Raw genomic sequence first — 15327 nt, forward strand, 5'->3', positions numbered from 1 at the left:
ATGGTGATGGTTTTATACCTTGATAACAGTGCAACAACTCAAGTACTGCCAGAAGTGAAAGATGCCATGCTCCCTTACCTTTTTGAGGAGTTTGGTAATCCATCGAGTAAATTCTATTCTTTAGCTGAAAACGCTAAAAATGTCGTCAAGGAATCCAGAGATGCCGTAGCTCAACTGTTAGGTTGCACCTCTAAGGAAGTCATTTTCACAAGTGGTGCAACCGAAAGCAATAATATGATCATCAAAGGCGTTGCCGATTACTATAGTGAAGAACGTGGTAACCATATCGTTACGACAAAGACGGAACACCCTGCTGTACTAGAGACATGTAAGTATTTAGAGAATAAGGGATTTAGAGTAACTTATTTAGATGTTGACCAATATGGACGTATAAATATAAAGGATATTGAAGACATCATAAAAAATGATCCACCTTTATTAATTTCAATTATTTGGGGTAACAATGAAGTTGGTTCTTTAAATCCAATTACAGAAATCGCGACACTTTGTGAAGAGAATGATATCTTCTTTCATACCGACGCTACACAAGTTATAGGAAAAGTTGATTTTAATCTTGATGATTTAAGGGGGGTCCGTTTTTTATCGTGTTCATCTCATAAGGTACATGGTCCAAAAGGCATCGGGACAGCTGTAATCCGGCGTGATGAGCTAGATATCCCAACGAAAATTACCCCGCTTCTCCACGGTGGTTCCCAGGAGGATGGATACCGCAGTGGAACACTTGCTGTTCATAACATTGTTGGCTTCGGTAAAGCAGCTAAACTTACCAATGATAATTTACCAAATAATATAGAAAGACTTGGTGAACTTGAAAATGAATTAACCAACATTCTTAATAAAAAGTTCGGCCACAACATCGTTTTTAATCATGACTACAAGGATAAAATACCCGGAATTTTAAGTGTCAACTTTAAAGGAGTTAATAACGAACTCCTTATGAAAAACTTAGCCCCGTATGTTGCAGTCTCAACAGGTTCTGCCTGTAGTTCCGGAAAACCTAGTCACGTTCTAGAAGCTATGGGCTACAGTATAGATGAAATTAGATCAACTATAAGACTCTCTTTATCCCCAACAACTACAAAAGAAGAATTAAAAGTGTTTAACCAATTATAGGACAGCCCAGTACCAAAAGGTACTGGGCTTTTAAAATGATAACATATCAGCAATTTGATCAATTTCTCGTTCTTGGTCAGGCTTATGATTTTGCATTTCCATAATAAAATCAAAGTAATTTTGGGCAGAGAACTTCTTATGTTCCATAATTTTATCATAGACAATTTGTAAACCACCCGCCGCATATTCTTCAAAGATACCTATCTTTTGATCAAAAGTTTCATCATCACCCATTAATATACTTGGATTTTGAGTATCTCCAAGAGCGATAGCGTTTATTACCGTTTCATCTGTGTCAAGATTAAATACACTCCATGCTATGCCTTCCAAAGATTCTTCAAAGGAAATTCTGGTATTATTTAAATATCCAATAATTCCTGCCAACATAAAAATATCTTTGTAAGAGTTAAATATACCAAATTCGTTCTTATCTGTAAGGGCTTTATATGTTTCTTCCTGATTTTTGGGTCTTCTAATTCTTCGGCGTGCCAAGTTATTTAACCTCCTTTACTTCAGTAAATTCATAAGGGCGTTCTTTATTATAACGTGGATCATTATAAGCCAATTGATATTCTTTACCGATAAGGTCACCCATTTGGTCGGCAACTTCTCGTTGCCACTGAGAAGTTGAAACAATGACAATGACTTGATCAGCTAGATGATAAATACCTTTGGCAACACGTTCCTGATGGTCTGAATCTAAAGCACCAAACGGCGAATCCATAACAAGTGGATATATACCACCCTCATCAAATGCTGATTTATTTTCCTTATTGTAAGTTTCACGAGCTATATCAACAATAGCTCCAATAAATGATAAACTTGTAATTTGACGCTCGCCCTGTGACATGGCTACGGAATTGTCGTTTTCATTAACAACATTCAGCTCATACGTATCAGATAACTTAACCTGATAATCCTTTCTTAAGAATTGTGAATATACCTTCGCTATACGTTCCTGCAATTGCTCTTTCACATTGCTTTCGCGTATACTAAGAATATCTTTCATTGCACTCATAACATCTTCGCAAGTTTTCATCCGAACCTGAGCAACTTTCGACTTACTAGCAATGGCATTAAGCTTCTTTTGTTCTTGTCTATTTTCAAGTATCTTGTTTTCAATTTCTGTGACCTTTCCTTCAATTGCACCTATTTTACGATCTATGTCTCGCTTTTGGTCACGTAAATTTTTCCTTTTGTTTTCAAGGTCAACAATTTCTTCAGAATTCTTGTCAGTTAATTGGGCACTAATCTCTTCAATTTCATCGTTTAATTTCTTAAGCTCATTTTGCTTTTGAAGTTCCGTTTGTTTTAGATTTTGCAGTTCTTTAAATAAATTTCGACGACGTTCATGTATCACCGTGGAATACTGTTTAAATTCATCAATGCTATTCTCCACTTGGTTAGTGGTTGTTAGCGACTTAAGTTTCTTTAGATGCTCAATATGCGATGAACCCTCTTCAAGTGTGTCACCACAAATACATTGATTATTTTCTATTAGTTTGTCAATAAAGTTTGCCTTAATTCCACTTACTCTATTGTTATTATCCGAATTATTTAAGGCTGAATGAGCAGATTCTAGAAGCGGTACAGTAAAGGCAAGATGACCTAACTTACTTATCTGGTTATTTAAATCTTTTTTAATCTGTTGAAGTTCTCCGGATATATTATCTTTTTCATCTCTTTTTTGTTCTCTTTGTTCTTGAAGATGTTTCGCTTCCTCAATTTGAGTTAGGCGCTCTTCGACTTTCCTTATTTGTTGATCAATCGTTTCGAGATTCTTTTCTTGCCAGCTTTTCTTTTTATGTTCTTCTTGTTTTTCATTTTCTAATTTTTCATGCTCTGCCATAATTTGTTTGGTTTCCGGATCACCATATTCTTGCATCTCACTTCTAAATCTTTTTCGGGCTTCATCAGTGTGAGTTATTGAACGCTCTAAAATTTCTAATCCCATCATATTTTTAATGGCTTTTTTTATATCTTCAGACCCGTCATCTTTTGATAAATTATCAATCCGTTCCCCGTCAAAAAAGAAGTAAGAACGTAAATCTTTAGGCAAAATTTGATTTATTTCAAATGAAGGATTTTCTATGGTTTCAGATTGCCCTTCTTCTGTTTGATACTCTAAAGAAACATTTGGTTCGTAATAATGGACATTACTTTCTTCATCGATTTTTTTAACAACTATACACCGTTTTAAAGTATATTTTTTATTATTATTCTGGAATTTCAATGTTACAGATGCTTCAATTTCTTCACCAGGGTCTTTTGCCTCGATCGAATGATCATTACAAATTTTCTCTGAGTTAGGTAAATTAAGGTCACCGTATAAACACCAAAGAAAAGCGTGCAACAGTGCCGTTTTACCCGAACCATTTTCTCCGTGTATAACAGTTACATTGCGTGTTGTCGATTGAGAGAAATTGATCGTTTGTTTTTGATAATATTGGCGGAAATTTTGCAATGTTATAGATTCAAGTAGCATTATTCACCCACCCTCTCTTTTACAATATCAACAATCTGACTTATAATATTTGTCCCCTGTAAGGTTTCGCGGTGAAGTAAAGATTTTTCTGCTTCGAGAACCTCTCTTAAAATTTGCGTATTCTCTTTGGGCATCTCTTTTAAGATCGCATGAACTTCTTCCTTTTCATCACTCATGCTTCATTCCTCCTAAAAGTCAAGTAAATTATAGGCTTCTTTTATCTCATCTAATTCTTTATGGGCTAATGGACCATTGATAGCCAGATTGGCAAACTCCGTAAACCGTGTAAGTTCTCTTTTTACCAAGTTACGTTCAATATTAAAGACGGTCGGTTCTAAATCATTTATCTCTTTTAAGTGTCTCGGCAAAACAATAAAATCATGAATATAGGAGAATTCTTTACTTTTATGTTTTCTTAACACACGACCACGACGCTGAATGAATTCACGTGGATTAGTACTACTCGAAATAATATAAGCATTCTGTGTAGCTGGGACGTCCACACCTTCATCTAAGCATTTGATTGCCACCAATGCTTGCAGATCACCATCAGCGAATCTTTCTAAGAGCTTCTTCCGATCTTCATTGTTTTCATTGGCTGTAAAACTATGAACCTTCATATCTAAATCATATCCAAGTAATTTAATCACTCGTTCAATTTGCTTATCACCGTCAACTCTACTGTCACCACAATAAACAATATTATATTTAGATTGTGTTTGATTTTTCATTAACTCATTGAGTTTTACAATCTTATTCCTAGCACCGCTGAGAATCCTTGCTCGCTTGATTAACAATTGTTCTTTTGTCTTTGATTCCTCATCCGATAATTTACCGTTATCACTTACCATAAACTTAACAAGTTTTCTTGTTATAGAGTAGTATTCCTCGCTTTCATCTTCATCGAGATAAACAATATGGGGATAGTAAAAGTACTCCGTGAGAAAACGTCCAATTGCTTTTTTAAGACCAAATTCATAGACGACTTCTCCTCCAAAGTAACCAATTAACTCTTGGGTTCCTTGGTCATCATACCAACGATTCGGCGTCGCGGACAATGCTAAACGATAGGGAATGGCGTCCAATAATTTCTCACGTCTTTTTTTCGCTCCTAAATGGTGGGCCTCATCAGCCACAAACACAACATCCTGATTTAATTTTTTTAACACGTATTGCATTCGTTGAAGAGAAAACGTGTCATTGGTTGTAATTACACAAAAATGGTCTGTGATTCCCGCGTTAAACGATGAAATATGATTTCCAAGTTCCTCATCCCAACTTTCCCCTCCATAAGCAACAATAGGTGACATATTAAATTCTTTAATTTCATCGACCCATTGATTAACTAGGTGGGTATATGGACAAACAATGATAACACCCAATCTTTTGGTATACTCATATAATTTTGATATAGCTGTAAGTGCTGTGATTGTTTTCCCTGTTCCTGTAGCCATTTCTAACATACCTTGGCATTTATTACGAAACCAGCTACGGATAGCCTCCTGTTGATATTCCCGAACATTGATATATTCAGGAATATGTGGATAATGTTCTCGCCCATAATCCTCTTTTTTTTCATTAACTTCTTGTTTATCTGTAGATGGATTGTTGGATTTATAAGAGTTTTTCTTATATGTTAATAACTTTTCCTCTACTGCAGTGGGAAAGTCAATCACATCTAGAAACCCGTTAGCGTCTTCCCACAAGTTATTAAATGCTTCCTCTTTTCCAGCTACTCTTTGTTCATCTCTAGGATCCCATGAGCAGAACACATCAATTGATTCAAAGTTATTGACAAAACCGCCTTCAGTTTCATTTGAAGATCCAGAAAAGGCTATTTTATTCCCTTCATAATCTTCCATTATACCCAATTTCTCATGGTAAAGACCTAAGGCAGTTCGATCTTTTAACACCGCAATTTTAATATCAAGTTGACTGTTACTGACAAGCCATGCTAAATAGTTAAGCCGCTCTTGATCCACCAAATTTGAGGGCTCATCTAACTGTTTCAAAAGTGACTGTTCAATAACCTCCTCTCTGAATTTATAACCTAATTCAATGGCTTCAATGTCATCCTTATCTAGATAAGGGGATGCAATTAACTGCATTTGACCGCCGCGATCAATTAACTCGGAAAGTCCTTTAGCAGCAAGAGTTAAAGAACTGCTTGTAAAATATCCTACTGCGCGTCTATATGTTATCGTTTTGGAAAGAACAGGAATATAAAAATCATTAATCATACTTCCCGTCTCTCCGCTTGTACGATAATGATACGATAATTCAAGATTACGGAATGACATAATTGACCCCTTCTTATAACCCTAAAAGTTCCTTGATTTTGTCAGTATCTTCATTAATCGTGTTTTTATTTCCTAGATTATCAACTAGAAAAAGCAAATAATTATCCAAGTCATCTATTGTACTTAATTCTTTTATCATTAAATCAATGCCATATACTAAGCATTTACGTATGGTCTTATTAAATTCAGAGTTATCATCGAAATTTTTGTTCAACTTTTGAATCAAACAGTGTTTAATTATTACCAAATGGTTATCTGGGCATAAGGTCGGAAGTGGAATTTCACGTCCATTACTGTTATCTTCAGCTTCAGGTGGCTCACTGTCAAAATGGAACACCCCTTTGGATAATGCAATACGTAACACAGTTGGACGATGTTCGATCCCCATATGACCCATTAGCACATTTACTTGGTCATCCGATGAAGCCGGAATTTTTATACTCGTTGCCAATTTATCGTCGTCCTTCCTTATTAAATTTGAAATAACCTTCTTGAATGGCTGTGCATTTCGTCCCCTCATCATATTCCAAACGGTATGAGCTTTGAACATGTTCCATCATTGATTTGTTAAACTCTTCATTGACTTCCGTATCTGTTGATAAAATAATCACTTGATCACTTAACTGTGGAAAGAAATGTTCAACGAGATTTTTTCTATGAATACTATCCAACCGCCCGAGAGGCGTATCAATAATATACGGAAGGTCAATTGCCGCATTCTTTGTCAACGCCCATATAAGTGATAGGGCAATTATTTGTTTTTCCCCCGCTGATCGATTCTGCAGTTGGACCAATGTTCCATTATGATTGTAAATGTTAATTGAATAGGTTTGTATATCAAATTCAATTTTTGAAAAGTCATCTGTCTTTCTTAACAATTTGTGAATAATCTTTTCAAAGTCCTCTTTTATACAGCGGGCTTTAAACGTTGTTACCTGATCAACAAACTTATTTCCGGCATCCCAAACTTTTTTGACGAGGTCCAATTGAGTATCTAAGTCACTATTATTATTCAGTTGTTTACGCTTCTCGTTGTATTGATGATTCAAACGCTCTAATTCGGATTTTTCCTTATTAAGTTTGGAATGCGAAGACCGGATCCAAAGTGAATATTCCCCCATCGTTTTTGTAATTTGTTCAATTTGATTGTCCTCTTCTCTGTAGTCTTCGGCCTCCGGAGCATGATCTAATTCTGTATTTAGCTTTTCTATTTCCTGTTCATAATTTTGCTTCTCCTCAATTAGGCCATGCACATTAAGGTTATTTGAGTTTACCGATTCAATCGTTTTTTTATCTTTCTCATTTAAATCATGTAATAACTCTACAGGTGCCGGTTCTTCGTAGTTTTGAATATTATTTAGGTCTGCCCAAACTTTTTTACCATGTTGATATAAGAGATCTTTTTGTTTGTTATTCAATCCAATTTTGTCCATTTCACCAAACATATTTTCCATAAATTCATCAAACTGTTGAAAATTTAACGTCATACGTTGTTTTTTCATTTTGTATTCAAACTCTTGTTTTATTCTTTTCTGAACCTCCTCAATGATTGGCATAATAATTAAGATAGGCAGCGATTCTTTAGCATAAGATTCAAGTTTTTTATCAGCTTGCTTAAGTTTTTCTTCAAACCTAGTAATCTTTTTACTAATTGAACTTTTTGTGTTATAGTAATTATCTATTTTCTTCTGCTTGACTTTCTTAAGTCTTTCCTGCTCTTCAACTCCGGCTTTATATTTATTTTGTAAAGTGCTTATTTTTTTCTTTATCTGTTGAATGTCATCTTCTAATTCCTCTTTCTGTTTTGCTATTTTCTGAATTTCCTCTGAAGATACTTGTCGATTATACTCCCTTTCCAAGTGCATTTTTGCCTCGTTAATATCTTTAACCGATTTCTTATAAAACTCTAAAGCTATAATTTTTTGAATGGATTTCTTTAAAGTATTATCTTCTTGTTTATCGACCATTTCCTGAATTTTTTCACCATCAAATAAGAAAAAAGACGATACATCATAAGGAATATTTTTATTAACAAAGTCTTGTATATCGGATTCAGTTAGACGCACATGTTTATTTGAACCACTCATACTTCTTTCCATCATAGAGAAATTTTGATTGGAATCATAATAAAGTGTTGCAGAAATTGTATAGAAAACCCCGTTAGTTTCAATTGTTAAGCTTAACGTTGCCGTGTTGCCATTGTTATGATAATGATAATTATTTAAAGTCCCATTCATACTTTTTTTAAATTCACTTTCAGTTAAATTTCCCTTACCATACAAAATAATTTGGACAGCGGTTAAAATACTTGTTTTACCCGTACCATTAAGCCCTCCAACCAAAACAATACTGGAATCCGCCTCACTTTCCTTTCCAAAATAAACCGTTTGTTGTCCGGAAAATACACGGAAATTTTCTAACGCAAGCTTTACGAAACGCATTAGACCTCACCTTTTTCTGCCCAAAATCGAATATCGTTCAAAATTTCTTGAATAACTGCTTTTTGCTTTGATTGATTAGTATAGTAATAATCGGCTTCTGATAAGAATATATTTTTTAAGATTTGCGGATTAATGCCTGCTTCTTTACAAACTTTTTGCAAGATGATTTCTTCATCCAGTGTCATTCGCATAAAAAAACTCCCTCATTAGGCTTTGCTTTACAAATTTTATATAAAGTCCGTCTATTTTATACTACCATAGACTCATTTTAGCTCAAATTGATAATTGTAATTAAAAATTTATTTCACTAACTTAATAGTAACAAAAAAGCTGACCTTAAATGTGGCCAGCTGATTTGGATTCACCATATTTTAATTCCACCTGAAATGGTAAAACAAAATTGTTACCAGAATACAGGTATCACTATATTTAAAATTAATTGTTTAGCAAGCTAGGCGCCGTCAATCGCTCTGATAAAGAAGCAATATTCACAATGATTGGTGTAGAATGTGAGAGCTCGCCATTTTCCTTCTTAACAGGACCATTCACAATACATTGTCCTTTTTTTAATCCTGATAACTCTGCTTCCCACTTCTTTTTTTCATTTTTATCATTTGAAATGCTGCTAGCTATACTCGATACTTCTTGTTCAGGAGGTGCAAAGTAAACCTTCTGTGAAGAATTCTGTAATCTAGCAAGCTCATCTAACTCTAACTGTGATTTAAGGAATTGAGTCGCATACCAACCTGACCAGCCAAATTTTCTCCCTTCAGTTAAAATCTTGGCAGACGGAGAATTCTCTGTATGGTCTAAGTTTTGAGCTTCATCCATAACAACATTTATAGGATTATTCTTATCGCCAAACCGGACCGAATAGTTCCATAGGTCCCAAAGAATAAATTCGGTAATCATCAGTTGAACATCTCGAGGATATCCCGTTAGTTGGATAATATATACATCTCCAACACTTTTAATAATTTCATCCCAATTAATTGTATTTTCATGATTAAACGGATTACGATCAATTAAAGGCCTAATCTGCGACAAGGTAGTCTTAGCATAACTTGAGTTATTTGCCTCAAGCTCATCTCTTAACTTTGTTAAGCTCATGGAATCACCATATTTCTCAAGGCCCGACAAAGTTGTCTCATAAATAGCATTTAATTGTTGGATCCCCAAACTCTTGTAGACAGCAGCAAAGACACTTTTGATACGTTCGGCCACATCAGTGTTTGACTCAGGAAGTGTTATACCTCCAATATCTCTATGATTCTTTTTAAATGGATTAATCGGGAATTGTTCATTAAATACTACTGTTTGTTTTAATTGGTGATCCAAGTAATCTGTAAATTCTTGCTCAAGTTGATTCGGTAAAAAACCTTCAGTATAATCAATCACAATACTCGGTAATTGCCGTTTAGAAAGCTCTAATAATAAACATTGCATAAAGTAGGTTTTACCTTGACCGGACTTACCAGAGATTAAAAGATGCCTATTTGCCAACCCTTTATTTCCATACTCCCAGTAAATATTTCTGTTAGAATTGGCCGCTTTTCCGATGAGGACCCTTTGATTTTCTAAATTTTCCTTACCAGCCACTTCTTTTTCTGTTTCGTGTTTTGCATCTTCTTCATTACTTATTGTATCATTTTTCAAGATTTTATCTTCATCAGAATTTAGCCTAGTCTTATAACTCTCTGAGTCACCAGTAGGCACAATTTCACTGTTATATTGATTTGCTAATAAAACTTCCTTTACAAAATCACTATCACGAACATGAATCCATTGTTTTAGCTCATCCACTGGTTTTATCAAACCATTATAACCATCCTGTTCAGATAAATCCATGACCGTAATGTCTTCATCGATTGTGACACTACGATAAATGGCATCTTTCCTAAATGAAAGAATTGCCCCTTTACCAATAATGGGTTCCAAATCAAATGAAACGTTATATTGATCTTTTAATAATCGCTCAGTTATCGTTTCTGATAGTTGATAGTCTTTGTTCTTCCATATATCATTTTGTTCAAGTTTTTGAGCATGAGAAATTAATAATTGTACAAAGAAATTGCGATAAAAATGGCTAGCAAATGGTGTATCACTATTTTTTAGTAAGGCATTTTTTAGTAATTGCTGGGTTTTAGACACCTGATCCTTTGCCTTGTTCAGGACATCACTGTAATTATTGCCGACTTTAACTTCTATGGGATAGAAATGGACCTTTATTTGATCATTAATAAGCTCTAATCCGATTAATAGCAAATCATCACTGTGGCTACCTCTAACTCCTAGATTCTTAGCTGTGAATATACCATCTGATTTATTTAAACTAACAGCACCAGCAACACGAAGAATTTCCTCCAATGAAATTGGAACCCATCTAATATTAGGATGATCAAAATAAGCCAAAGAGAACTTAATTGCTGAAATAATACTTAATTTTTCTCTGGAATAGTGTCCTTTACTTCCAATGATTCTGAGTAACCATTCCCCATTAAAAGTGTTAAAAGCTTTAACGGTGTTTTTAACATGTTCATCAGAGGGATCAACATCCTTTCTCTTCAAGAAGTCCTTAATAACGGAATAATACTGCTGAGACTTATCTGTTACAGTAATTGCATCGAATCTGCTCGATGAAGAATATTGGTCGCTGTAATGAATAATCACCAAATTTTTTCTGTACTTATTGAAAAATTCTAAGTCAATGTTCGGGTCAACAAAGGTTACCCAATAAGAAGAAGCAAAGATTCTATTAAGTGTATCTTCATCAGCAGTTGTTGTTCTTGCAAAAATTGCTTCATCCTTACGATAAGAATCATTTCCACCATTTCTTAAATTAGCGACTAATTCATTAGTAAAATAAGCAGTTTGAGTTAATAAATTATTTTCTTCAACTGCAAAGGCCTTTACGCCAAATCCACTGCGGTAGTTTTCCTGCCCTTTTACGGCAGGTACTGATGAATACAGACCTTCAATTGACATACCTGTAAACATATCTGTCATCGGCTGAACTGCATAGTTCTCTCGCGCATGCATCTTATAAAAGGATATATGAGCGTATTTATATCCGTTTTCTGCATTTTGTTTATAGAAGAACAAATTCTCACGGATATAACGAAGTAAGTCCTGAGCATCATAATCCTTATCTTTAGTTTTTAAGCGAATACTAAAATATTCTTCAATAAGTGTTGGAGAGTCAGTTCTTGAAAAAAGATCAAATGAGCTATCTGTGATATCGTCATTATAGAGTGCAATTTCAATTGGGACCAAATTTTCAGGTCCATTTTTGTTTATTTGCGTTAACATCCACCTTATAATGCCTTTTAAAACTTCTTGATCATTTACAATATTTATCACATTAATCATTAGAGGTGCAGTTGCACCTTTTATGAATAAATAGTCAAAGTGATCTTTAAACTGTGTCATTTTATCCTCAACAATATTAGCCAAATATTGATTAGCGTCAGTTACTGAAATCTGTTTAACTGGCTTGAATTTAAGCCATTCTGGAGCAGCCGATTCTGAATCTGCTTTGTAAAGTTGATCATAGTCATTATATATATAAGGAACTAATGCATTTGGCTGTAATCGACTAAGCAAGCTATTGTCGACTTCTTCATTTGACAGCATTTCATTGGTTTTCATTTGAAAAGCGATTATAAGAGGATGAAAGGGCGTAAAATAGACTTCATTATTTGATAATATGGTTCCTAGTTTAAATAAGTCGCGGCCCTTTTTACCAGCAGCTATACCACTTTGAAAAGATTTAATTTCTTCTATAAATGCTTTGACAAAATCTTTAGCTCTCGCTTCTAATTCCTTGCTAAAATAACAGAGACTTGGAATTTGAACATGATTCCTATTTTTAAAATAGCTTACATATTTATAGTAGGCTGCTTCTAACCTACTACTTAAAGCGATTGGTTCATCCATTAGCTGATCAGATTCTAGTCTTGCACATTTAATATTTCTTTCTAACCATTCTAACTCCCATTCAAAATGTTGCCGATATTCGGGATGCAGGTAAAATTCTCTGTTTCCAAAAACCAAACGGTTATGCTTCCATTCAAAATCTTTTTCGCTTTCTCTTTTAAGTTTCCATATTCTTTGCCCAGTTATTGGTGTAGACTCTGGAATTTCATTTTTTAATAGTAATGGGATCGTTGTACTTGATGTTTGCATATTAATTAACAATTGCTCTTCTTCATTAAAAGCCTCAGGCTGTGGATTTAATGACACATTTTGATCATCTACTATCTTAATAGTGTCATTGTCTTTTTCAACATCGATCGTTGTTTGACTTGATCCACTACCAAAAACCAATTGTTCGCCACCGTATTGAAACTCAATTAATTCTTGATTAGGAGAGACAATATATTTTGTTTTACAAGCTTCAAGAGTGTCAGGTTGGATTGGGAGTACAACAATATTAAATTCTGCTCCCAAAGATGCTTTTTTATCATGTTTATAGTTAGCCTTAACAAATGTTGGTTTGTTTTTCTCCACTTTAATCTCAAAGTTAAGGTTTTTTTGGCCAACTTTGCATTCAAGATTACTTTTAAATTTACTCTTTACCGTCATAAACTTATTAGATAAACTTTTGATATTGCCACCTTGAATTAAAAAAGACGCTTGAATGTTAACAAAGTCATTTTGCTCAGGATTGAAAATAATTACATGACGTTTCCTATTTCCAGTTGACGTTTCTTTCTCAGGTTTATCCCAATAATCTAACCGATCTTTAACTTTAACGTCTTTTAATTCAATTTTTGTTTTCTTGTTTAATTTTTGGTGTTCTTCATGGTAGCGATGTACCTCAGAAAAACTTAAGTCTTCCCATCCTTCTTCGCTAAGTTTGGATACCCCAATTGGAGAAAACCTTTTTTCCAGTTCGTCCTCACCAAGTCCAAAATCATGAATCTTTTTTACGTAATTAAAAAGTTCTTGATTTAAAGCCAAACGTTCTTTTAATTTGTGGCCTGTATACGTATGCAAATCATTGTCTTTAAATAATGAAAAATTCTTATAGTCATGATCTTCTATTGAGCCTTTTGCTAGGATAGTAAATAAGTCTTCAAGTTCAAAGAATGTAATTTGTTGATACAATTGATCTTGTTTCAAACTATCAAGATTGTTCAACAATATTTTTTGTTCAGTTCGATCAAGTGTACTATTTTCAATTTCATTCTTAAGATGATTAAACAAATAATTAGGATGTAGTGGCATGCCTTCTTTTTGTAGATCACTACTGCCACCCTGTATTGAATCAAGTTGTTCAGAAACAATACTTAATAATGCAGTATTTTTCCATTTCCCTTCTTGATCTCCTACTAAATTCCTCAAGGTTACAAGAAAATCCGGTTTGACCAAGTCAGAGGTATGAGCTACTACAAGCTTAACGTCATTAATTTCAATACTAAACGTTCGATATTCTTGACCAAGTTGATGTTGATAAATAAATTCTTTAGTTATACTTCTCGTAGAAAGTGCTTGTACTAGTTTGTAGACATCATCTTTATTGTCGAGTTGTAGGTAAAAACGGTCACCCATATTAATTTTTTGCTCTTGGAAAAAGCCTAAAATTAAATCTGATATATAATTATAGAATTGGCTTGACATACTGTGCATCACCACTATCACTTTTTTTGTCAATAATATTTAAAGAATCTAATAGATTAATAATTTCTTTTTTCGAATGCAAATCAAAGGCAAGGCCTCTATTATTAAATTCCTCAAATAGTTTATTTAATGGAATCCGTTGGTCTTTAACACACACGGCTGTTAAAAGTAGCAAAAAATCGTGGTTGGCATTTAAAACATAACCAATGCCTCCACCTCTGTTCTTTAAAAATTCATTCGCTCCAATGTCTAAGATATTCTTTCCGAATTTATCACAGGCTTGTTTATTCATCCCCTGTTGTAAACACTCGTGTAAGTTTTTAAAAGCATCTTCTAAACTTTTGGGTTCTTCTTTCAATTCAACATTAGCCCAAACACAATATTTATGAATCCATACTCTAAGCTCGTCAAAAAATTGTTGCCGCTGACCATTTTCTTCTAATAGATCTAATAATTCTCTATAGTTCATAAAAGAATTTTCATTATTAAAGGAGTTATAACTAAGATGTGACATAGTATGGATGTGAACAAAGAGCTTTTGAGTGTTATCTTTGATTACTCTAAAACCTTCAAGGTCACTTGCTGCCTTTCTCCTTTTACTAATTGTTTCCCATTCCAAAGCAAAGTAAAAGGGATCTATATAATTATAGTCAGCTGCTTCAAACCGCTCAAACTTAAATAATAATTGACAGACATACATAAACATATAATAATGTGTAAGCAATGAGAAAGTCTTTAAAAAGTAGTCTCTATGCCTACTTAGATACTCCAAATCTTCTTTGAAGTAGTGTGCAATTGGTGATATTAAAGAACTATAAGTTGTTTGATTTTTATTTCTTACTTCTAATCCATCAAGATGCTCCAAAACAAGTTCTGTTAAAAGATCATCAGAATGTTTATTGTCAAAAACTTCTTTGATTTCACGATCATTTCCTACTAGCGCATCGTAAATAAAACTCGCATATTTAGTAAATTCCGATTGATGTGTCTTATTTAGTTTAATGTAATTGAATAAATGCGGGTGCATAGGTTTTATTTCATTTTCATTGTTAAAAAGATACTCATTAATAAATCGTTTTAGATCAAACGATGCAGATGAATCCGTAGTTTCAACTTGGTCAGTGAGTTGTTGAATTAATTGCTCTTCTAACTGGGCTTCTTGCGATTTTTTAAGTTGCACATCGTTAATTAATCGTACAAGTTCTCCCGCAATTTCATTAAAATTCCCCCTTATATTTTTTGTTCTTCTAGTTGTGAATGGAAGTATGTCTCCAATTTTCCCTGTATCATGTTTCTTCTGTAACAGTTTTTCCAGTTCATCAATATTAAGTAGACCTGTCGTCAA

The 15327-nt window shown here is 33.9% G+C and carries 10 protein-coding genes; 1 reads left to right on the forward strand and 9 read right to left on the reverse strand.

The genetic code is table 11. The annotated features are described in order from the left end of the window. Positions 1–1134 carry a cysteine desulfurase family protein gene (locus B9Y89_RS17585; RefSeq protein WP_085524481.1) on the forward strand — a complete coding sequence of 378 codons (1134 nt, stop codon included), beginning with the start codon at positions 1–3 and terminating at the stop codon, positions 1132–1134. Positions 1135–1164: 30 nt separating this feature from the next. On the opposite strand, the gene B9Y89_RS17590 is transcribed toward B9Y89_RS17585, so the two are convergent. The 9 genes from B9Y89_RS17590 to dptG form a co-directional block, all read right to left on the reverse strand. Continuing rightward, on the reverse strand, positions 1165–1626 hold the full coding sequence (locus B9Y89_RS17590) for a DNA phosphorothioation-associated protein 4 (RefSeq protein ID WP_085524482.1): 462 nt from the start codon (positions 1624–1626) through the stop codon (positions 1165–1167). A 1-nt stretch (position 1627) separates the two neighbouring features. After that, a complete protein-coding gene (locus B9Y89_RS17595; RefSeq protein ID WP_085524483.1) occupies positions 1628–3619 on the reverse strand; it encodes an AAA family ATPase in 1992 nt (663 codons plus the stop codon). Continuing rightward, positions 3619–3795, reverse strand: coding sequence for a hypothetical protein (locus B9Y89_RS19175; RefSeq protein ID WP_176222277.1), 177 nt, complete (start codon positions 3793–3795; stop codon positions 3619–3621). Before B9Y89_RS19175 ends, B9Y89_RS17595 begins: the two co-directional genes overlap by 1 nt. A 12-nt stretch (positions 3796–3807) precedes the next feature. After that, the gene (locus tag B9Y89_RS17600; RefSeq protein WP_176222278.1) at positions 3808–5859 is read right to left on the reverse strand and encodes a DEAD/DEAH box helicase family protein; all 2052 of its coding nucleotides are present in this window, start codon (positions 5857–5859) and stop codon (positions 3808–3810) included. Positions 5860–5932: 73 nt separating this feature from the next. Further along, positions 5933–6370 carry a hypothetical protein gene (locus B9Y89_RS17605; protein ID WP_085524485.1) on the reverse strand — a complete coding sequence of 146 codons (438 nt, stop codon included), beginning with the start codon at positions 6368–6370 and terminating at the stop codon, positions 5933–5935. Position 6371: 1 nt separating this feature from the next. Continuing rightward, complete coding sequence (gene dndD / locus B9Y89_RS17610) at positions 6372–8360, reverse strand: DNA sulfur modification protein DndD (RefSeq protein ID WP_085524486.1); 1989 nt, start codon at positions 8358–8360, stop codon at positions 6372–6374. After that, on the reverse strand, positions 8360–8551 hold the full coding sequence (locus B9Y89_RS17615) for a hypothetical protein (protein WP_085524487.1): 192 nt from the start codon (positions 8549–8551) through the stop codon (positions 8360–8362). The genes dndD and B9Y89_RS17615 overlap by 1 nt, the downstream gene beginning before the upstream one ends. A gap of 244 nt (positions 8552–8795) precedes the next feature. Next, positions 8796–13982: a DNA phosphorothioation-dependent restriction protein DptH gene (gene dptH, locus B9Y89_RS17620; protein WP_085524488.1), complete on the reverse strand. Its 5187-nt coding sequence runs from the start codon at positions 13980–13982 to the stop codon at positions 8796–8798. Beyond that, the gene (gene dptG, locus B9Y89_RS17625; protein WP_085524489.1) at positions 13963–15327 is read right to left on the reverse strand and encodes a DNA phosphorothioation-dependent restriction protein DptG; all 1365 of its coding nucleotides are present in this window, start codon (positions 15325–15327) and stop codon (positions 13963–13965) included. Before dptG ends, dptH begins: the two co-directional genes overlap by 20 nt.

Source organism: Tuberibacillus sp. Marseille-P3662 (assembly GCF_900178005.1).
Classification (GTDB): domain Bacteria; phylum Bacillota; class Bacilli; order Bacillales; family Sporolactobacillaceae; genus Marseille-P3662.